The organism is Sanguibacter sp. TS_SC_8, from assembly GCF_055361235.1.
Genome location: NZ_CM143955.1, coordinates 333,877 through 353,667 on the forward strand (window position 1 = coordinate 333,877; position 19,791 = coordinate 353,667).

The window sequence follows — 19,791 nt, forward strand, 5'->3', positions numbered from 1 at the left end:
CGGCGTGTCGCCGTAAGACCCAGCACTCAGCGGGGGGATGGGGGTGGGTGCTAGGGGCGCGTCTGGTGGGCCTTGTGGGCGGCCCAGGCGCCGGTCGACCAGAGGGCCCACACCACGAGCAGCGGCTGGAAGAGCAGCCGGACGGCGCGCGCCCGGTCGGAGTCGAGGCCGAAGGCGTCGGTGTGTGTCACGAGCTGGGAGATGTTGCCGGGGAAGATCGCCACGAAGAACGCCGCGACGAGCCAACCGACCTGGACCCGCCGCCCCGGGAGCACGAGCAGCGCACCACCGAGGGAGATCTCCATGACCCCCGAGACGAGGACCACGGTGTCCGCGTTGATCGGGACCCAACGGGGCACCTGAGCCAGGAACTCCGTGCGGGCGACCGTCAGGTGGGTGATCCCGGCGAAGACGAGGAAGGCGCCGAGCGCGAGCCGCCCGACCGTCCGGGGCGCTGAGGAGGGCGGGGTGATGGCGGTGCGGTCTGCAGACATGCCCCCATCGTCGCCCGTCCAGGCCGCCGCAGCCCGCTGAGTGTACGAAAGTGCGCGTGTCGCGGACAAGATCGTGCGCTCAGCGGCAGCAGCGGCAGTGGGTGGGTGGGCGGGCCCCGGGGTGGGCGGTCAGGTGTTGATCGAGGACATGTCACCGTAGCGGGCGCCGGCGACGGCGCCGCGGGGGACGGCCTGCTCGAGCGCGGCCAGGTCGGCGGGAGTGAGGGTGAGGGCTGCGGCGCCGACGTTCTCCTCCAGGTAGCGCACCTGCTTGGTCCCCGGGATCGGGACGACGTCGTCGCCCTGGGCGAGCACCCAGGCCAGCGCGAGCTGCCCGGATGTCACCGACTTCGCTGCGGCTAGCTCGCCCACCCGCCCCACGAGCGCGAGGTTCGCCTCGAGCGCGGCGCCGTGGAACCGCGGGAAGTAGGCCGTCAGGCGGGAGTCGCCCGGTTCGAGGGACGTCGCGGTGAGCGAGCCGGTGAGGATCCCGCGACCGAGCGGGGAGTAGGGGACCAGACCGATGCCGAGCTCGCGCAGCACCGGCAGGATCGTGTCCTCGACGTCCCGGGTGAAGAGCGAGTACTCCGTCTGCAGAGCGGTGATCGGGTGCGTGGCGTGCGCCCGGCGAATCGTCTCGGGGGAGGCCTCCGAGAGGCCGAGGTGACGGACCTTGCCGGCCGCCACCAGCTCGGCCATCGCCCCGACGGTGTCCTCGATCGGCACGTCCGGGTCGACCCGGTGCTGGTAGTAGAGGTCGATGTGGTCGACGCCGAGCCGGGCGAGCGAGGCGTCGCACGCCGCGCGGACGTACTCGGGACGGCCGTTGATGCCCACGCGGGTGCCGTCGGGGAGGCGCTCGTTGCCGAACTTCGTGGCGAGCTGGACCTCCCCGCGGCGACCTGCGATCGCGGACCCGACGAGCCGCTCGTTGGTGAAGGGCCCGTACATGTCGGCCGTGTCGAGGAAGGTGACGCCGAGATCGAGCGCGCGGTGGATGGTGGCGACCGCGCTGGCCTCGTCGCCGGTGCCGTAGAACTCCGACATCCCCATGCAGCCCAGGCCCAGGGTGGAGACGGTGAGCGGGGAGGAGGTGCCGAGGGTCCGGGTGTGAAGGTGGGTGGGTCGTGGGGCATCGGTACGTGTCATGGGACTCAGCCAACTCCTTCGAGCGCGCTCTAGGTCAAGGGGTTCTCGATCCGGTCGGCGTAGATCCCGATCTTCCGGTCGATCGCCCCCAGGTGCGCGGTCACCTCGGCGAGCTGGGCGAGCACGTTCTTGCGGTGGGACTGCAGGAGGTCCAGGCGTTCCTGCTCGTTGCCGGTCCCCGCGCGCACCAGCTCGGCGTACCGGCTGACCTCACGGATCGGCATGCCGGTAGCGCGCAGCCGGGTGAGCAGCACGATCCAGGCGATGTCGTCGTCGGTGTAGCGGCGGTGCCCGGTGGCGGAGCGGTCCACGTCCCGCAGGAGCAGCCCGTCGCGTTCGTAGTAGCGCAGCGTGTGCACGGTCAGCCCGGTCTGCGCGGCGGCTTGGGCGGTCGTCAGGCTCATCGGCCCATTCAACACCGTGAGTTGCCTCGAAGTCGCTCGCCGGTGACCGTCTTTCCGTCAGGTCGGACGGCGGATCGAGGGCGTCCCCACGCACGAGCAGCCCCCTGGATCACCAGGGGGCTGCTCATGCGATGCGTCGGTGCGTCGGTACTACGAGGTGGTGCGCATCCGGCGACGGGTCATGACGACCGCAGCGCCCGCTGCGACCATCAGCGCTGCCGCCAGCGCCAGGATCCAGCTGTCCGCACCGGTCACCGCGAGCGGGGCCGGGCTCGTGGCTGTCACCGCGAGCGGGGCCGGGGTGGCGACCGCCGGTGCGGGCACCAGCACCGCCAGCGTGGCCGCCGACGTGACGCCGATCCCGCCGGCGTTGGTGTAGATCGCCCGGTAGAGGTTGCCGTTGGTGCTCGCCTCGGCGAGGACCGAGAGGCTCGGGCCGGTCGCCCCGGCGATGTCCGAGTAGGTCGCACCAGCATCGGTGCTCACCTGCCACCGGACGGAGGGGGCGGGTCGCCCCGTGGCCGCGGAGGTGAACGTGGCCTGGGTGTTCACCGCGACGGTCTGCGCAGCGGGGGACTGTGTCACGACCGGAACGATGTTGACCGTGAGGGTCGCGGCGCTCGTGATGTCCGTCCCGCCGGCATTGTCGAAGACGGCGAGGTACTGGTTGCCGTCGTCGCCCGCGGAGGCGGTGAACGAGTACGTGAGGTCGGTGGCGCCCTCGATGTCGGTGAAGGTCACCCCACCGTCGGTGCTCAGACGCCACTGGATGGTGGGGGTCGGGTCGCCGGTCGCGTCGGCGGAGAAGCTGGCGGACTCACCCTCGACCACGGTCACGTCGGTCGGGTCAGTGGCCACCTGGGACCACTCGGGCGCGACCGTCAGGGTCGCGGCAGTGGTCGCGCTGGCGCCGGCCGGGTTGGTGAAGACGGCCCGGAAGGTGTCACCGTTCTGCGCGAACGAGGTGGCGAAGGTCAGCGTCGTGCTGGTCTCCCCCGGGATGTCGGTGAACGGCTCGTCGGGGGCCGCCCGCTGCCACTGCACCGTCTGGGGCACCTCGGAGTCGGCATCGGCCTCGAAGGTCACGTCGTCGCCGCTGGCCACTGTGGCGTCGGCGGGGTTCTGGGTCACCGTCGGGGCAAGGAGGTCGACGGAGAGGGTCGCCGATTCGGTGACGGCCGTACCGTCGATGTTGGTGTAGACGGCGCGGTACTGGGCTCCGTCGTCAGCAAACGCAACGGCAGTCAACGTGAGGGTCTTCGCGGTCGCTCCGGGCACGGGGAGGTAGGTGCTGGTCCCCGGCGCTGCGCGCTCCCACTGAATGGTGGGGACCGGGTCGCCGGTGGCGTCGGAGAAGAACTCCGCCGTGGTGCCCGAGTCGACCGTGGTGTCGCTCGGGTCCAGGGTGATCGACGGCGCGAGTGCGAAGACCGTGACGGTCGCGGCTTCCGACGTGTCAAAGCCTGACGCGTTCGTGTACACCGCCTGGTAGCGGTTGCCGGAGTCGGCGAACGCCGGGGTGAAGGTGTAGTCCTCGCTGGTCGACGCACCGGGCAGGTCGACGAACCCGGCACCGGAGTCGACCTGCCACTGGACTGTGGGGGCAGGGTCACCCGTGGCGGTGGAGGTCAGAGTGGTCGGTGTGCCCGACTGGGTCGTGACGTTCTCCGGAGACGCGGTGATCGCCGGCGCGGTGCCGGCCACGAGCGTCAGCGTGAAGCCGCCGTAGTTCGTGTAGAAGTCGTCGTTGGCCGCGACGCTGTCGTTCGGGAACAGCTGCCAGGTCCCGGCCGGGTCCGTGCCGTAGAACGGCGTGAGGGGCTGGCAGGTCTGGGTGTTGCTGAAGGCCGTCCGGCCGTCCTGGCACCCGATCCGCACCACGACGCCAGAAGGTGAGCGCAGATCGAAGTTCATGTCGGAGTCGTGGGCGTGCTCCGGACTGATGAGGGTCAGCGACAGGGACTCCAGGGACCCCAGACCCGCGGGGACCGTGACGGTCACCGGGTTGGGGTTGGAGGGACCGCTGTCCCCGACGGTGAAGCTGCCGCTCGTGTACGAGCCCGTCACGGCCGAGGCCGGAGACGCGACGACGACGACGGCGAAGCTGGCGGCGAGACCGGCGGCCAGCACGGCCGCGATCCCCCTGGTGAGCGAAGAGGTGGGGGCGCTTCTGCGGGCGCCCCTCCAAGGAAGGGAGATCAAGGACTGTCCTCTCGAGTGCTGTCGCCAGGACAGCCGGGGGGTGGTTGTGCCGAAAGAAACCAGGATCCGCGAGGGTCGCTCAGGAGGTGGGAAGTTCGGCGGGCTGCAATCTACACCCCAGACAAGTCTCGCGCTAGGGACAAAAGTCGCCGCTAATCGTCAGATCAGCGCTGGTCAAGGGATATGTTTGACGATTTGATGTCGTCGTGGCGTAGGGTCCCTCGCAGCGCCGACCGTCCCACCCCGGCGCGGAGGAGGACCGACCCCGTGCGTGCCGCGATCATCGGCGTGGGCGACATCGCCCGCAAGGCCTACCTGCCCGTGCTCTGCGCGGACCCCCGACTGACCCCCGTGCTCGTCACCCGTTCCGCCCAGGTGCGCGACGACGTCGCTCGCGCGCACCGGATCGAGGGCGCCTTCGCCTCGGTCACCGAGGCGGTCGCGGCCGGCCTTGACGTCGCGTTCGTGCACGCGGCGACCGTGGCGCACGCCGAGATCCTCGACGAGCTCATCGCCGCCGGGGTGCACGTCTACGTCGACAAGCCGATCGACGACTCCGCCGGGGGAGCCGCCCGCCTCGCCGAGGCGGCGCGCAGCGCCGGGGTGAGCCTCGCCGTCGGGTTCAACCGCCGCTTCGCCCCCGAGTACGCAGCCCTGGCCACGTGGGCGGACCGCGACACGATCGTCCTCGGCAAGCACCGCTACGCCGCCCCCTCCCCGCGCGTCTCCGAGGTCGCGGCCGGGCGCACCGACGACGACAGGTCCCTCGTCTTCGACGACTTCATCCACGTCCTGGACACCCTGCGCTTCCTCGGGGCCGAGGGCGCCGACGGCGTGGACGTCAGCGCACGCCGCGAGCACGGCCAGCTGCGCCGCATCCACGTCGTCCTGCGCGACGGCGCGCGGCGCGCCACCGGGTTCATGGACCGCGACAGCGGGGCGACCACCGAGGAGCTCGACGTCTTCGCCCCCGGCCGCCGCGCCCGGGTGCGCGACCTTGCCGAGGTCTCGCACTCCTCCGGCGGCACGACGACGGTCCGCCACCGTCAGGAGTGGGTGCCGGTCGCCGTGCAGCGTGGGTTCGCCGGCGCGGTGGGCGCCTTCGTCGACGCGGTGTCCGCGGGCCGGGTGCTCGACGCCGCCGACGCCGTCCGCACGCACCAGCTGTGCGAGGACGTGGTGGAGCAGCTGCGCCGGATCTGAGCGCGGACCTGAGCTGCGGTCACCTCCACTCCTGGAGTCGGGCGACCAGGGCGCGGCGGGCGCGGTGCACGCGTACCTTCGCCGCGCTCTCGCTGATGCCCAGGATGTCACCCACCTGCGCGTAGGTGTGACCGCTGAAGGTGTGGAGGACCATGGCCGCACGCTGGTCGAACGGCAGGCCCATCACCGCTCGGACGGCCGCGTCGTGGTGGTGCTGGTTGACGACCACGGTCTCGGTCGCCGGACCGCGGGTATCGGGTTCTTCGTCTCTCAGGGGCTGGGTCGGATGCCCGGATCGGCTGAGGTTGTGACACCGGTTGATGACGATGCGCACGAGCCACGTGCCGAACATCGAGTCGCCGCGGAAGGCGGGAAGGCTTCGCCACGCGGCCAGCAGAGCATCCTGGACGACGTCTTGGGCGTCTTGCGGACTGCCCGTCATGCGCAGCGCGACCCGGTAGGCGACATCCTGATGGAGACGGACGAGCGTCTCGAACGCGTCGTCGTCACCGACGCGGGCTTGAGCGACCAGCGCACTGTGCCGACCGGAGTCCTCAGACGGCGTTGAACCGATGGCGTTCATGACGGACCCGGTCGAACAGCATGTGGGTGTAACCCTTCGCAGTCAGCGGTGTCTAACTAGGCGTTGGTCACCATCATCGACCGACGCCGGAGAACCGGCGCGGTGGGCGGCCCGCAGACCACTGTTCAAGGAGACGATCCACCGTGAGCACACCCATTTCTTCCAGCCCCGTTCCCAGCACCACCTCGAGCCTGGCGAAGACGTCGAACCACGAACCGCTCCAGACCGCGCAGGGCCGCACCTCGATCGCCAACGGTGTGGTGCAGAAGATCGCCGGCCTCGCCGCCCGCGAGGTGTCCGGGGTGCATGCGCTCGGCGGGGGCGCAGCGCGGGCGATCGGCACGCTCCGCGAGCGGATCCCCGGCGCCCAGCAGTCCGCCAGCCAGGGCGTGTCCGTCGAGGTCGGCGAGACGCAGGCGGCGGTCGACCTCGACCTCGTCACCGAGTACGGCGTGTCCATCTCCGACCTCGCCCGGGCCGTGCGCCGCAACGTCATCTCGGCGGTCGAAGGGATGACCGGGCTGGAGGTCACCGAGGTCAACATCTCGGTCAACGACATCCACCTCCCCAGCGATGACGACAACCAGCCGGAGGCGCGAGTCCAGTGACCGCGTCATCCGCGTCCGACCCCTCGGCCGATGCCCTCACCATCGAGCCCGCCGACCTCATCGCCGCGGCAGTTCTCCGGTGTCCTGCGGTCGTGGCGCTGCACCCTGGCGGGCATCGGCCGGTGGCCACGTATCTGCCTGGGCGTCTGGTGTCGGGAGTGCACGTGGACGACCACGCGATACGGATCGCTGTGGTGGGCGTGATGGGTGTCCCGGTGATGGAGCTGGACGCTCAGGTCCGCAGGGCCGTCGCCCCCTACGCACTCGGTCGCCCTGTCGACGTGCATGTCGCGGACATCCAACCAGCCACCGCGGTCGGGTCTGCCCACGTCCACCACGGGCTCGAGCGTTGAGCCCCGCCTTCGCACGGTCCCACGAGCTCTTCTGGAGGTTGCCATGTCACCGACCATCGTCGGTTTGTTCACCGGACTGCTGCTCGGTCTGGCCTGGGTCATCGGAGGATTCGACGCGTTCGTCGGAACCGCGCTGCTGGGTGCCATCGGCTTCTTCGTCGGGAAGGTCTCTGCAGGTGAGATCGATCTGACCCAGTATCTGGGCGGCCGCGGCCGCGGCTCATCGAGATGAGCACCGTGAGCGGAGTGCAGCCGAGCGGCCACAGAGCTCCTGAGACGGACGGTGAACCTGAGACACGCGGGCAGCTGCACATCTCCGACCGTGTCGTTCAGCGGGTGGCGGGGTACGCGGTCACCTGGGTGCCCGATGCGATCGCCGCCCCGCGCAAGGTGCTCGGTGTCTCCATGGGTCAGCGCGACACTGACGACGAGGCGAAGGTCCGAGCCCAGGTGCATGGAGGCATCGCCACCGTGCACGCGACGATCGGGGTCCGGTGGCCTGCCTCGGTGCGGGCGGTCGCCGAGCAGGTCCGCATCCGCATCCGTGCTGACCTCGCCGAGATCACCCAGGTCACGGTCGACCACGTCGACATCGACGTGGTCGACCTCCCCCCTGACACCTCCCACCAGGCCCGGGTCCGGTGATCGAGATGACACTGCTGCGCCGCGCCGGGTCGGTCCTGCTGGCCCTGGTCCTGTTGCTGGGCGGCCTCCTCGGCGCGATTGAGATCGTGCTGGCACTGCTGGAGCGGGATCCCTGGCTGCTGCCCCCTGACTGGACGGACCAGTTCCTGGAGACGTGGGAGTCCACCACGATCCGCGCGATCCTCGTCGTGGCGGTGCTGGTCGGCCTCGGGCTGCTCGTGCTCGCCCTCAAGCGCGGCCGACCCGCCGCCTTCACCCTGGCCTCCCACCCCGACGGACCCGCGGCAGTCACGGTCACCGTCTCGAGGCGTGGCATGGAGCACGCTCTGGCCCAGGTCGCCCGCGAGTCTGACGGCGTCGCCTCGGCCCAGGCGACGGTGTCCCGACGCCGCGCCACCATCGATGCGACCAGCAGCACACGGGCTCCCCAGGACCTGCAGGCCGGGATCGAGACCGCGGTCGCCGACCAGCTGACCGACCTCGGGCTGGCCGACACGCTGTCGACCAGGGTCCGCGTCACCTCCAGGGAGAAGCGATGAGTCCTCAGGTGAGTTCCGCCAACCGCGCCGGCCTGACGGTGGTGGGTCTGGTCCTGGTCGCCTGTGGCGCCGTCGGGCTCGTGGCGAGCTTTGGCGGCTTCGGCTCCGACACCGCGGCCGACGAGGTCTTTCCCGAGTCGCTGCGGGACCTGGCCGCGGACTCGTGGTGGTTCTGGCCCGCGCTGGCGGTGGTGTCGCTCCTGATCGCTCTGGTGGGACTGAAGTGGCTGCTGCTCCAGATGCGCACCGACCACCTGCGGGAGGTGGACCTCACCGACAACTCGCGAGACGGGATCACGACCCTGGACGCCTCGGCGATCACGCGTGCGCTGTCCGGAGAGGTCGAGGGCCTGCTCGGGGTGGTGAGCGCCTCCGGTCGCCTCCGCGATCGCGGTGGACCTCGGTTCGATCTGGTCGTGGACCTGACCCGGCGGGCAGACGTCGCCGAGATCCGCAGCCAGCTGGAGACCCAGGTCGTCCCGCACCTGCGCCAGGCCCTGGACGATCCGGACCTGCCCGTGGTCATCCAGCTCCGCCCGGGCCGGAACACCAGCCGAAACCTCAGCTGACGAGACCACCCTTGATCGGGTGCCACGACGCGACGACGATGGTCAGATGATCCGCGTGCGCGCCGTCGTGGCCGGGACCGTCCAGGGCGTCGGGTTCCGGTACTCCACCTACCGGGAGGCCCGGCGGCTGGGCCTGGCCGGGTTCGTGCGCAACCTGACCGACGGCAGCGTCGAGGTGGAGGCCGAGGGTGACCCGGACGTCGTCGGGCAGCTCCTGACGTGGCTCGAGGACGGACCCGCGCACGCGCGGGTGCGCCAGGTGCTCGTCAGTGACCGCGAGCCACAGGGCGCCGCCGACTTCGAGGTGGCACCGGACGGCAGGCCCGACCGTCGCCCCGACGAACGCCCCGGCGGTCAGTCGAGGTAGTCGCGCAGGGCCTGGGACCGGCTGGGGTGACGCAGCTTCGACATGGTCTTGGCCTCGATCTGACGGATTCGCTCCCGCGTGACGCCGAAGGTCACGCCGACCTGCTCGAGGGTCTTGGGCTGGCCGTCGACGAGGCCGAACCGCATCGAGACCACCCCGGACTCGCGCTCGGACAGGGTGTCGAGGACCTTCAGGAGCTGGTCCTGCAGGAGGGTGAAGCTCACCGCGGTGAGCGGGGAGACCGCCTCGGAGTCCTCGATGAGGTCGCCGAAGCTGCTGCCGCCGTCCTCGCCGAGCGGGGTCTCCAGAGAGATCGGCTCGCGGCTGTACTTCTGCACCTCGACGACCTTCTCCGGGGTGAGGTCGAGCGCCTCGGCGAGCTCCTCGGGGGTGGGTTCGCGGCCCAGGTCCTGGAGCATCTGACGCTGCATCCGGGCGAGCTTGTTGATGACCTCGACCATGTGCACCGGGATCCGGATGGTCCGGGACTGGTCGGCCATCCCGCGGGTGATCGCCTGGCGGATCCACCAGGTGGCGTAGGTGGAGAACTTGAACCCCTTGGCGTAGTCGAACTTCTCGACCGCGCGGATGAGGCCGGTGTTGCCCTCCTGGATGAGGTCGAGGAACTGCAGCCCGCGACCGGTGTACTTCTTCGCGATCGAGACGACCAGGCGCAGGTTGGCCTCGATGAGGTGCCGCTTCGCGGCGAGCCCGTCCGCGGCGAGCAGGTCGAGCTCGCGCTTGGAGATCCGCTTGTGGCTCGGTGCGCCGGAGAGGTAGTGCTGGGCGAGGAGCCCGGCCTCGATCCGCCGGGCGATGTCGACCTCCTGGTCGGCGGAGAGCAGGCCGACCCGTCCGATGAGCTTGAGGTAGTCCTTGACCGGGTCGTTGGTCGCACCCGCTGAGAGGACGACGGGCGCGGGAGCGTCCTCGTCGTCCTGGGAGAGGAGGAACGATTCCTCGTCCGGGGTGGCCTCCGCCGGTGTGGTCTCGGTCGTGAGCGTGTGCGTGGTGGTCATCGAAACGTGCCCCTCTGGTGTGCTGGCCGATCTGGGCCAACGTAATCGTGCGCGCGTCTACCACCAGGGATAATGGGCCCTGACGAACCAGTGGATGCCGAACCGATGAGTCGGACGCAGAACCCTCCGTCGAAATTCGGGCTACGCCGCTGGGTACAGTGTATCCGGGGTTGTCGACTGCCTCCCTGCATGGCGGTGCCGTAGCGCCGCAATCCGGCCAATTCAGACGGGCGTGACGGCGGGCTCGGGCTCGGCGGCGTCGCCCATCCTCCGGGCGATGACCGCACCGACGAGCAGCTGGATCTGGTGGAAGATCATCAGCGGCAGCACCATGAGGCCGACGCTCGCGGCGGGCAGCAGGACGGTCGCCATCGGGATGCCGGTCGCGAGGGACTTCTTCGACCCGCACATGAGCAGCACCACGCGGTCGGCGCGGGAGAAGCCGAAGCGCCGGCCCAGGAACGTCGTGATCCCCAGCACCGAGGCGAGCAGAGCCGCGCACACCACCGCGACCACGACGATCGAGGCGATCGAGACGGTGGTCCAGATCCCGTCGACGACGCCCTGGCTGAAGGCGGAGTACACGACGAGGACGACCGAGCCGCGGTCGCTGAACATCGTCAGCCGCTTGTGCGCCAGGACCCAGGGCGCCATCCAGCGCCGCAGCAGCTGCCCGACGACGAAGGGGGCGAGCAGCTGGAGGGCGATCTTGCCGATCGAGTCCGCCGAGAACCCGACCGTCCCTCCGAGCAGCACGGCGACGAGGATCGGGGTGAGCAGCACCCCGGCGAGGTTGGAGAAGGAGGCCGCCACCACGGCGCCGGCGACGTTGCCGCGGGCGATCGAGGTGAAGGCGATCGAGGACTGCACGGTCGAGGGCAGCAGGGAGAGGAAGAGCAGCCCGTGGGCGAGGTCGGTCGGGATCACCGAGTCCGGCAGCAGCTGGGTGAGCAGACCGAGCACCGGGAAGACGACGAAGGTCACCGCGAGCACGGTCCCGTGCAGGCGCCAGTCGCGCAGCGCGTTGACCGCTTCCTTGGTCGGCAGGCGCACCCCGTAGAGGAAGAACAGCCATCCCACCGCGATGACGACGGCGTACTCGAGCACCTGGGCCGCCACGCCGCGGGCGGGCAGCAGCGAGGCGACGACGACGGCGGCCAGCAGCGCGGCGATGAACGGGTCGACCCGGGCGACCAGGCGCCGCGCGCCGCTCATCGGTCTGCCCCGAGCGTGCCGCCGGCCGCCTCGCCGCCCGCCTCGCTGGGCAGGGCAGCCAGCAGGTCGGAGGTGTGAGCGGTGAACCCGAAGCACTGACGCACCGTGTAGACGGTCGCGTCCATGCAGAACTGTGGTGAGGTGGTGGCGACGGCGTCTTCGAGGAGGACGACGTCGTAGCCGATGTTGGCGGCGTCCATGAGGGTGGAGAGCACACACTGGTCGGCGTTGACGCCCGCGAACAGCACGGTGTCCACGCGCAGCCCGCGCAGGATGGAGTCGAGCGGGGTGTCGGTGAACCCGCTCATCCGGTACTTGTCCACGTGGACGTCCCCGGGCGCGGCGGCGAGCTCGTCGACGGTCCTGGCGGACCATGAGCCGGCTTCGAGGACCGCGGTGCCGGCGGCGTTGGCCGGCGACCCGATCCCGACACCGGTCCCGGCCGGGTCGTAGACGTGCAGCACTCCGGGTGGCAGGTTCGCGCGGTCGGGCCGGTTGCCCCAGTTGAGCCAGACCACCGGCACGTCGTGCGCGCGCAGCGCGGGCAGCAGGGAGGTCAGCACCGGGATGGGCCCGCGGGCGGCCGTGACGTCGACGCCGATCCCGGCGAGCCACCCGTCAGGGTGGCAGAAGTCGTTCTGCATGTCGACGACGACGACCGCGGTGCGCGAGAGGTCGATCGTCAGGCGCTGCGGGGCGGCGTCGACCTCGACGGGACGGGAGCTGCGGGCAGGGCGGCGCAGGTCGGCGGCCTCGGAGGAGAGGGTCCAGGCGTTCCGCGACGTGCGGTCGGCGTGGGGCGGGCGAGGGTCCTGCTGGTCCAGGGCGTTCACAGGGATCCTCCGGAGACGAGTTCGACGAGGGTGCGGTCCTGCCCGGGCCCGGCGACCAGGCACAGCCCGACCGGCGCGGTGCCCACCCGCGGGGTCGGTATCGACAGGGCGGGGAGCCCGGCGAGGCTGGCCAGGCAGGTCAGGCGCAGGGTCGCGGCGCGGATGAGGTCGATCTCGATCACCCCGGTGTCGACCCGCGGAGCGGGGCTCGACGTGCTCGGCAGGGCGAGCACGGTCCCGGCCGGGAGCAGGGAGGTCAGCGTCGTGCGGGCCTGGGTGAGGACCGTGCGTGCACTCTCCAGCTCTGCGGGGGTGATCTGCGCGCCGGCGAGGAACCGGGCCTCGACGGCAGCCTCGAAGGCGCCCGGGTGGCTCGCCACGAATCCTCCGTGCAGGGCCCACCCCTCGGCCTGCTGGACGGTGCGGAAGGCGGTGAACCAGGCCTCGAGGGCGCCCGGTCCGATCTCGGTCACCGTCTGCACCCCGGCCCCGGCCCGCAGCGTGAGGGCCAGCAGCGCCGCCTCGGCGGCGTCCTGCACGGCCGGCTGGGCGAGGTCCATGAGCGCCGGGACGACGACGATCCGGGTGACCGCCGCGACGGCCTGGGCGGGGAGCAGGGCGTCGGCGGCCGCGGCGAGGTGCCCGACGGTCCGGGTGAGCACACCGACGGTGTCGAAGGACGGAGCCAGGCCGACCAACCCGTCCCGAGGGACGGCGTCGTGCGTGGTGCGCAGGCCGTAGAGGCCGCAGTAGGACGCAGGGACGCGCACCGACCCGGCGGTGTCGGTGCCGAGCGCGACGTCGGCGAGACCGGCGGCGACCGCGGCGGCGGGACCGCTCGTGGACCCGCCGGTGATCGTGCCCGGTGCCGCCACGTTGGGCGGGGTGCCGTAGTGGACGTTCGTGCCGGCCAGGGAGAAGGCGAGCTCATCGGTCTGGGCGATGCCCGCGATCCGCGCGCCGCGCTCGACCAGGGCGGTGACCGCCCAGGCAGAGGTGGTCTCGACCGGCGCGTCGGCGAGCCAGGCGGGGTTCCCGGCGCCGACCCGCTGGCCGGCGACCGCGTAGAGGTCCTTGACGGCGACGGTGAGGCCAGCGAGCGGACCGTCGGGGAGCGGGGGCGCGGGGAAGGGGGGCGCGGCGCCGTCCGCGGTGACCCGCCAGATGGCGGCGAGGTCGGCGTCGTCGGGCAGATGAGGGGTGGGGGGCGGGGGAGCGAGGGAGACGTGCGCGGTGGTGACCTGCCAGTCGGTGCCGAGCGACCAGATCTGGGTCTGCACCCCGGTGCCGCCGTCGGCACGGACGGACTCGGCGACGACGACCGCGGTCGTGTCGTCGACCTCGCGCACGTGCACCCGGGTCAGCCGGCGCGCCGGGACGGGTGGACGTCCGGCGCGGAACGCCGCGATCTGCGCGTGCCCGACGAGCGTGGTCCCGCCGTCGCTGCGGATCGTCGCCGGGGACTCGGCGAAGACGGCGTCGAGGGCGGGGACGTCGTTGGTCATGAGCGCCTGCTCATAGCTCCAGAAGGCCCGCAGGAGCTGCGCGTGGGGGGCTGACATCGGGGGTCCTCCTGGGTGGCCGGGACGGATGGTCGTGCGCAAGCATCTCCCTGCAATGTATACGAACGATGTTTCAGGCAGTTTTCGAGTCCGCGGGACGCGCGGATAGGGGCTGGTGGGTCTGGTCGATGTATACCTGAGCGGCTAGGGTGGGGCGGCATGAGCACACCACCGGTCAACCTCGTCGGACAGGTGACCCACCTGCTCCGTCAGGACATCATCGACGGGCACCTCGAGCCCGGGGAGCGGCTGACCGAGGCGCGCCTGAGCGAGCGCTACGGCGTCTCCCGGGTGCCGGTCCGCGAGGCGCTGCGGATGCTCGAGGGTGAGGGCTTCATCGCCGCGGACCGTCCGCGGGTCCGGTCGGTCGCGGTGATCGGCGAACAGGATGCCCGTGACCTGTTCACGGTGCGCACGACGGTCGAGGGCCTGACGGCGGCCCGTGCCGCGCTCGAGATCACCCCTGAGGGCCTGCGCGCGCTGCGCTCGATCCTCGCGGCGGGGCAGGACTCCCTCGCGCAGGGGCGCACCGAGCTGCTGCCCCAGCTGAACACGGACCTGCACCGGGCGATCGCCCAGGCCAGCGCGAGCCCCATGCTCGTGTCGCTGTTCAACCAGATCTCCGGGAAGATCGCCTGGATCTACCGCGGGACGGTTGAGACCCGGGCCCCCTCGTCCTGGGCCGAGCACGCCGAGATCGTCCGCGCGATCGTCGACCGCGACTCCGGTCGCGCTCGGGACCTCATGGTCGAGCACATCGCGCGGTCGCGGCGGACGACGCTGCGCGGATCGGCCGACTGCTGAAGCAGGCAGAGCGCTGGCTGGGGCCGTCACGGGTGGCTCTGACCACCGAATGTGCCCCGAGGATGGGGCGAGTCGCACGAAACCTCCACGCCTTGGTAACGTCCCGTCCGCGGACGAGTGCGCAGGATCGCCCGGTAGGTGAAACGATTGTGCGCTGGTACCGCGACCAGCTCGGGTGAACTAGGGGATGCACGTGAACGGCAACGCAACGTCGGTCCACCACAATGTGGCCCTGCTGTCCCTCGCCACGACGCTGGCGGACCGCATCACCACGTCGGCAGAGATCGAGTCACGCCTGGCGGCGACGCTCAAGCGCCTCCGCCTGCCCACGGGCCTGCTGCAACGCGTCGCCGGGATCACCGAACGCCGCAACTGGGGCGAGGGGCAGACCTTCGAGACCGCCGCGATCGAGGCCGGTGAGAAGGCCCTCGCGGAGGCGGGCATCGATGCCTCCGAAGTCGGTCTGCTCATCAACACCTCGGTCACCCGCAAGCACCTCGAACCGTCCGTCGCCGTGCGCATGCACCACGGGCTGGGCCTGCCCTCCTCGGCGATCAACTTCGACATCGCCAACGCCTGCCTCGGCTTCGTCAACGGGATGACCCTGGCCGCCCAGCTCATCGACTCCGGCCAGGTCCGCTACGCGATGATCATCAACGGCGAGGACGCCGACGAGATCCAGGACAACACGATCGAGCGGCTCAACCGTCCGGGCATCACGCGCAAGGAGTTCATGAACGAGTTCGCGAGCCTGACCCTGGGCTCGGGGGCCGCCGCCGCGCTGCTCGGACCCGCCGACCTGCACGCCTCGGGCCACCGCATCCTCGGCGGCGTGACCCGCGCGGCCACCCAGTTCAACGACCTCTGCGTGGGCTCGGTCAACGGGATGTACACCGACGCCAAGGCGCTGCTCAAGGGCGGCATGGAGCTGGTGGTGGCCGCGTGGCAGGAGGCCAAGAAGGACTGGAACTGGTCCTCGATGGACCGCTACATCCTCCACCAGGTGTCGTCCGTGCACACCGACGCGATCGTCAAGGCGGCCGGGCTCGACGCGTCCAAGGTGCCGGTCACGTACTCCCACTACGGCAACGTCGGGCCGGCGTCGATCCCGATCACCTTGTCCCGGGAGGCCGCGACGCTCTCCCCCGGGGACCGGGTGCTGCTCATGGGCGTGGGCTCAGGTCTGAACACCGCCATGATGGAGATCGCGTGGTGACGGGCCGGTGACCCCCCTTCCTGCCGCGGCGTCGATCCTGATGCCGGCGGCGCTGCCCCCGCGCGGCCTCGACGGCCTCGACCCGGCTCTCTCCCACCTGGTGACCGTGCCCGCGACCGGCGGCGAGCCGGACCGCACGTGGCACCTGCTCGACAACGCCGCCCAGCTGGCCGACCTGGGGGTGACCCCGGTCGGGACCATCCTCTGCGTGCACGGCAACCCCACGTGGTCCTACCTGTGGCGCAGGCTGGTCAGCGCCGCGACCGAGCAGGCCGCAGCCGCCGGACCGAGCGGGACCGCCTGGCGGGTGATCGCCGTCGACCAGCTCGACATGGGCTTCTCCGACCGCACCGGGGTACAGCGCGGCCTCCCGCAACGCGTCCGCGACCTCGGCGCGCTCACCGCGCACCTGGGCCTCACCGGGCCGGTCGTCACCCTCGGGCACGACTGGGGCGGCGTCGTCTCCGCCGGCTGGGCGCTCGACCACCCCGACCAGCTGCGCGCCCTCATGCTGCTCAACACGGCCGTGCACCAGCCCGCCGGCGAGCCCATCCCGGCGCCGCTGCGCCTCGCGCTGCGCCCGGCGGTCCTCGGCGCGGCGACCGTGCGCACGCCCGGGTTCCTGGAGACCACGCTCGCGCTGGCGCACCCGCCGCTGAGCCGCGAGGTCAAGGACGCCTTCCGCGCCCCGTACTCCGGCGCCGCGCGCCGCGGTGGCATCGGCGGCTTCGTCGCCGACATCCCGGTCGACGCCGGTCACCCCTCCCGCGCGGAGCTCGACCGCATCGCCGACGGCCTGGAGTCCCTCGACGTGCCCGCCCTCCTGCTGTGGGGTCCGCGCGACCCGATCTTCAGCGACCGCTATCTCGACGACCTCGTCGGCCGACTGCCCCACGCGGACGTCCACCGGTTCGAAGGCGCCGGTCACCTCGTCGCCGAAGACGTCGACTACGCCGCCGCGGTGCTCACCTGGCTCGACGGGGTGCGCCTGGAGGCCACGGACGTCCCCGGTCTCGCGGCGTCCGGCGCCCCGTCAGAGGCACCCGCCCAGTGGTCATCCGACCTGCGGCCGATGTGGGACTACCTCGACGCGTTCAGCGCCTCCACGGACACCGCGCTCGTCGAGATGGCGCCGGCGTCGGGCCCGGCCCCGCGCACCGTGAGCTGGCGCCTGCTGTCCCGGCGGGTCACCGAGATCGCCGCGGGCCTGTCCGCGGTCGGTGTCCGCCACGGCGACCGGGTCTCCCTGCTCGTCCAGCCCGGCGCCGACCTCACCGCCGTGCTCTACGCCTGCCTGCGGATCGGCGCGGTCGTCGTCGTGGCCGACGCCGGGCTCGGCGTCCGCGGGCTCACCCGCGCCGTGCGCGGGGCGTGGCCCGACCACGTCATCGGCGGGCTGCCCGGCCTGGCGGCCGCCCGTGCGCTCGGCTGGCCCGGCCAGAAGATCTCGGCCGTCGACCTGGCCCCGACCATGCGGCGCGCCCTCGGCGTCGTGCACACCCTCCCCGAGATCGCCGCGTTCGGGGCGGGACCCGGTTCCGGGGCGGGCTCCCACCCGATCCTGCCGCCCGCGCCGCTGCCCGGCGACACCGCAGCGATCCTCTTCACCTCCGGCTCGACCGGCCCGGCCAAGGGCGTGGTCTACACCCACGCCCAGCTGTGCGCGGTCCGGGACGTGCTCTGCGCCCAGTACGACGTCGGCGTCGGCACCGGCCTGGTGGCCGGGTTCGCTCCGTTCGCGCTGCTCGGCCCGGCGCTGGGGACCCGGTCGGTGACCCCCGACATGGACGTGACCGCACCGCGCACGCTCACCGCACGCGGGGTGGCCGCGGCGGTCGCCGCCGCGGACGCGACGGTCGTCTTCCTCTCACCCGCCGCGATCACCAACGTCGTGGCGACCGCCGGTGAGCTCACCGCCGACGACCACGCCGCCCTCGCCGGGGTCCGCACCTTCCTCTCCGCCGGCGCGCCGATCTCGGAGACGCTGCTCCGCGCCATCGAGGCGCTCCTGCCGGGAGCGAAGGGGCACACGCCCTACGGCATGACCGAGGGTCTGCTGCTCACCGACATCTCGGGCGAGGGCATCGCCGCGGCCCGGGCGCTCTCCGAGGCCGCCGGGCACAGCCTCGGGGTGTGCGTCGGCACGCCGACCGGTCCGGCGCGGGTGCTCATCAGCGCGCTCGACGCCGACGGACAGGCCACCGGCGTCCCCAGCGAGGTCCCCGGGGTGACCGGGGAGGTCGTGGCGTCCGCGCCGCACCTCAAGGACCACTACGACCGGCTGTGGCTGACCAACCGGGCCAGCGCGCGCGGCACCGGAGCGGACGAGCGCTGGCACCGCACCGGCGACGTCGGGCACCTGGACGACGCCGGTCGGCTGTGGATCGAAGGGCGCCTCGCCCACGTGATGGTCACCGCGGCGGGTGTGGTGACCCCGGTCGGCCTCGAGCAGGACATCGAGGCGCTCGCCGGTGTGGCGCGCGCGGCCGTGGTCGGCGTCGGGCCCCTCGGGACCCAGCAGCTCGTCGCCGTCGTGGAGACCACCCCGGCGGTGCGCACGGTACGGCGGGCCTCGAGCGCGCTGGCCGGTGCGGTGCGCGCGGCCAGTCGCGAGCCGATCGCCGCGGTCCTCGTGGTGCCCACCCTGCCCACGGACGTGCGGCACAACTCCAAGATCGACCGCGCGTACCTGTCCGGCTGGGCCGGGGACGCGCTGGCCGGCGGTCGCCTGCGCCGGCCGACCTCCGCCACCCGGCGGCTGCCGTGACCGGCGCGATGAAGGTCCTGATCACGGGCGCGAGCGGGTTCCTCGGCCGGACGGTCGTCGAGCAGGCGCTGGCCGCCGGGCACGAGGTCCGCACCTTCCAGCGGCGACCCAGCGGGGTGCCCGGGGCCCAGGACGTGCTCGGTTCGGTGACCGATGCCGGCGACGTGGACCGCGCGGTGCGCGGCATGGACGCCGTCGTGCATCTCGCGGCGAAGGTGTCCCTGGCGGGGGACCGGGCGGACTTCACCGCGGTCAACGTCGCCGGGACCGAGAACATGCTGAAGGCTGCCCGCCGCCTCGGCGCCGGACGCTTCGTCCAGGTGTCCTCGCCGTCGGTGGCCCATGCCGGGGACTCGATCATCGGCGACGACGCCGCCCCGGCGGACCCCGCTCGCGCCCGCGGCGACTACGCCCGGACCAAGGCTGAGGCCGAGCTCGTGGCGCTGGCGGCGGACTCTGGTGACCTGCGGGTCGTCGCCGTCCGCCCGCACATCGTGTGGGGGCCGGGGGACCCCCAGCTCGTCGACCGGATCGTCGATCGGGCGCGAGCGGGACGGTTGCCGCTGCTCGGGGACGGCACCGCGCTCATCGACTCCACCTACGTCGACAACGCCGCCTCGGCGATCCTCGCGGCGCTGCGCCGGGTCGACGTCGTGCACGGCAACGCGTACGTGGTGACCAACGGGGAGCCGCGGATGGTCGCCGAGCTCATCGAGGGGATCTGCCTGGCCGCGGGTGTCCCGGCGCCGCGGTGGACGGTCCCGGCGGGCCTGGCGCGCGCGGCCGGCGGTGCGATCGAGAAGGTGTGGGCGGTCCGTCCCGGGGCCGACGAGCCGCCGATGACGCGGTTCCTCGCCGAGCAGCTCTCCACCGCGCACTGGTTCGACCAGCGCCGGACCCGCCGCGATCTCGACTGGACGCCCGCGGTGTCCCTCGACGAGGGCTTCGCGCGACTGGCGGACAGCTACCGCTGACGGGCGCCTACGCCAGGGTGAGGAAGAGCTTCTCGAGCTTCTCGACGTCGGCGGGGCCGGTCGCGGTGTCGGTCAGGCACTCCTTCAGCCCTGAGGCGATGATCGCGAACCCGGCCCGGTCCAAGGCCTTGGAGACCGCCGAGAGCTGCACGACGAGGTCGGCGCAGTCACTGCCCTCGTCGACCATCCGCACGACCGCGGCCAGCTGCCCCTGGGCCCGCTTGAGCCGGTTGGAGACCTTCTTCATCTCAGCCTTGTCGAGGTTCATGCCCCCTCCTCTCACCG

General features: G+C 72.0%; 21 protein-coding genes and 1 pseudogene. 12 read left to right on the forward strand and 10 right to left on the reverse strand.

Features of this window, described 5'->3' with window-relative positions; genetic code table 11:
• Positions 1-50 precede the first annotated feature (50 nt).
• The 4 genes from ACWA15_RS01455 to ACWA15_RS01470 all read right to left on the reverse strand — a co-directional run bounded on the left by ACWA15_RS01455 (position 51) and on the right by ACWA15_RS01470 (position 4,177).
• Complete coding sequence (locus tag ACWA15_RS01455) at positions 51-494, reverse strand: DoxX family protein (protein WP_464057553.1); 444 nt, start codon at positions 492-494, stop codon at positions 51-53.
• Positions 495-623: 129 nt separating this feature from the next.
• On the reverse strand, positions 624-1,643 hold the full coding sequence (locus tag ACWA15_RS01460; protein WP_464057554.1) for an aldo/keto reductase: 1,020 nt from the start codon (positions 1,641-1,643) through the stop codon (positions 624-626).
• Between the two features lie 29 nt (positions 1,644-1,672).
• A complete protein-coding gene (locus ACWA15_RS01465) occupies positions 1,673-2,047 on the reverse strand; it encodes a MerR family transcriptional regulator (protein WP_464057555.1) in 375 nt (124 codons plus the stop codon).
• Between the two features lie 150 nt (positions 2,048-2,197).
• Positions 2,198-4,177: an immunoglobulin domain-containing protein gene (locus tag ACWA15_RS01470; protein WP_464057557.1), complete on the reverse strand. Its 1,980-nt coding sequence runs from the start codon at positions 4,175-4,177 to the stop codon at positions 2,198-2,200.
• 339 nt (positions 4,178-4,516) lie between these two features.
• Here ACWA15_RS01470 and ACWA15_RS01475 point away from each other — a divergent pair, with 339 nt between their 5' ends.
• Positions 4,517-5,452 carry a Gfo/Idh/MocA family protein gene (locus tag ACWA15_RS01475; RefSeq protein WP_464057558.1) on the forward strand — a complete coding sequence of 312 codons (936 nt, stop codon included), beginning with the start codon at positions 4,517-4,519 and terminating at the stop codon, positions 5,450-5,452.
• A 19-nt stretch (positions 5,453-5,471) separates the two neighbouring features.
• Here the strand turns inward: ACWA15_RS01475 and ACWA15_RS01480 are convergent, their stop codons facing one another.
• Complete coding sequence (locus ACWA15_RS01480) at positions 5,472-6,035, reverse strand: RNA polymerase sigma factor (protein ID WP_464057560.1); 564 nt, start codon at positions 6,033-6,035, stop codon at positions 5,472-5,474.
• A gap of 143 nt (positions 6,036-6,178) precedes the next feature.
• Here ACWA15_RS01480 and ACWA15_RS01485 point away from each other — a divergent pair, with 143 nt between their 5' ends.
• From ACWA15_RS01485 to yccX, 7 genes are read left to right on the forward strand one after another with little or no spacing between them, the layout of a single operon-like run.
• Complete coding sequence (locus ACWA15_RS01485) at positions 6,179-6,643, forward strand: Asp23/Gls24 family envelope stress response protein (RefSeq protein ID WP_464057562.1); 465 nt, start codon at positions 6,179-6,181, stop codon at positions 6,641-6,643.
• Positions 6,640-6,996, forward strand: coding sequence for a hypothetical protein (locus ACWA15_RS01490; protein ID WP_464057564.1), 357 nt, complete (start codon positions 6,640-6,642; stop codon positions 6,994-6,996). The genes ACWA15_RS01485 and ACWA15_RS01490 overlap by 4 nt, the downstream gene beginning before the upstream one ends.
• Before the next feature lie 43 nt (positions 6,997-7,039).
• Positions 7,040-7,228 carry a hypothetical protein gene (locus ACWA15_RS01495; protein ID WP_464057566.1) on the forward strand — a complete coding sequence of 63 codons (189 nt, stop codon included), beginning with the start codon at positions 7,040-7,042 and terminating at the stop codon, positions 7,226-7,228.
• Positions 7,225-7,641 carry an Asp23/Gls24 family envelope stress response protein gene (locus ACWA15_RS01500; RefSeq protein WP_464057568.1) on the forward strand — a complete coding sequence of 139 codons (417 nt, stop codon included), beginning with the start codon at positions 7,225-7,227 and terminating at the stop codon, positions 7,639-7,641. Before ACWA15_RS01495 ends, ACWA15_RS01500 begins: the two co-directional genes overlap by 4 nt.
• Before the next feature lie 5 nt (positions 7,642-7,646).
• A complete protein-coding gene (locus ACWA15_RS01505; protein WP_464059366.1) occupies positions 7,647-8,180 on the forward strand; it encodes a DUF6286 domain-containing protein in 534 nt (177 codons plus the stop codon).
• A gap of 8 nt (positions 8,181-8,188) precedes the next feature.
• Complete coding sequence (locus ACWA15_RS01510; RefSeq protein ID WP_464057570.1) at positions 8,189-8,749, forward strand: Asp23/Gls24 family envelope stress response protein; 561 nt, start codon at positions 8,189-8,191, stop codon at positions 8,747-8,749.
• Positions 8,750-8,795: 46 nt separating this feature from the next.
• Entirely contained in the window at positions 8,796-9,116 is a 321-nt protein-coding gene (gene yccX / locus ACWA15_RS01515; RefSeq protein ID WP_464057572.1) for an acylphosphatase, read from the forward strand.
• On the opposite strand, the pseudogene ACWA15_RS01520 reads toward yccX, so the two are convergent.
• The 4 genes and pseudogenes from ACWA15_RS01520 to ACWA15_RS01535 all read right to left on the reverse strand — a co-directional run.
• A pseudogene (locus ACWA15_RS01520) lies at positions 9,104-10,096 on the reverse strand (RNA polymerase sigma factor); the annotation flags it as partial. The gene yccX and the pseudogene ACWA15_RS01520 sit on opposite strands and share 13 nt — an antisense overlap.
• 261 nt (positions 10,097-10,357) lie before the next feature.
• Positions 10,358-11,350 (reverse strand): bile acid:sodium symporter family protein, encoded by a 993-nt coding sequence (locus ACWA15_RS01525; protein ID WP_464057574.1) that lies wholly within the window; start codon positions 11,348-11,350, stop codon positions 10,358-10,360.
• A complete protein-coding gene (locus tag ACWA15_RS01530; protein WP_464057576.1) occupies positions 11,347-12,183 on the reverse strand; it encodes a cysteine hydrolase family protein in 837 nt (278 codons plus the stop codon). Before ACWA15_RS01530 ends, ACWA15_RS01525 begins: the two co-directional genes overlap by 4 nt.
• Entirely contained in the window at positions 12,180-13,745 is a 1,566-nt protein-coding gene (locus ACWA15_RS01535; protein WP_464057578.1) for an AtzH-like domain-containing protein, read from the reverse strand. The genes ACWA15_RS01530 and ACWA15_RS01535 overlap by 4 nt, the downstream gene beginning before the upstream one ends.
• Before the next feature lie 159 nt (positions 13,746-13,904).
• Between ACWA15_RS01535 and ACWA15_RS01540 the strand changes: the two genes are divergently transcribed.
• The 4 genes from ACWA15_RS01540 to ACWA15_RS01555 all read left to right on the forward strand — a co-directional run bounded on the left by ACWA15_RS01540 (position 13,905) and on the right by ACWA15_RS01555 (position 19,506).
• Positions 13,905-14,549: a GntR family transcriptional regulator gene (locus tag ACWA15_RS01540; protein WP_464057580.1), complete on the forward strand. Its 645-nt coding sequence runs from the start codon at positions 13,905-13,907 to the stop codon at positions 14,547-14,549.
• 187 nt (positions 14,550-14,736) lie between these two features.
• Entirely contained in the window at positions 14,737-15,765 is a 1,029-nt protein-coding gene (locus tag ACWA15_RS01545; protein WP_464057582.1) for a 3-oxoacyl-ACP synthase III, read from the forward strand.
• 40 nt (positions 15,766-15,805) lie between these two features.
• The gene (locus tag ACWA15_RS01550) at positions 15,806-18,532 is read left to right on the forward strand and encodes an alpha/beta fold hydrolase (RefSeq protein ID WP_464059368.1); all 2,727 of its coding nucleotides are present in this window, start codon (positions 15,806-15,808) and stop codon (positions 18,530-18,532) included.
• 8 nt (positions 18,533-18,540) lie between these two features.
• Complete coding sequence (locus ACWA15_RS01555; RefSeq protein WP_464059370.1) at positions 18,541-19,506, forward strand: NAD-dependent epimerase/dehydratase family protein; 966 nt, start codon at positions 18,541-18,543, stop codon at positions 19,504-19,506.
• Positions 19,507-19,513: 7 nt separating this feature from the next.
• Here the strand turns inward: ACWA15_RS01555 and ACWA15_RS01560 are convergent, their stop codons facing one another.
• Positions 19,514-19,774 (reverse strand): metal-sensitive transcriptional regulator, encoded by a 261-nt coding sequence (locus tag ACWA15_RS01560; RefSeq protein ID WP_464057584.1) that lies wholly within the window; start codon positions 19,772-19,774, stop codon positions 19,514-19,516.
• Positions 19,775-19,791: the final 17 nt, after the last annotated feature.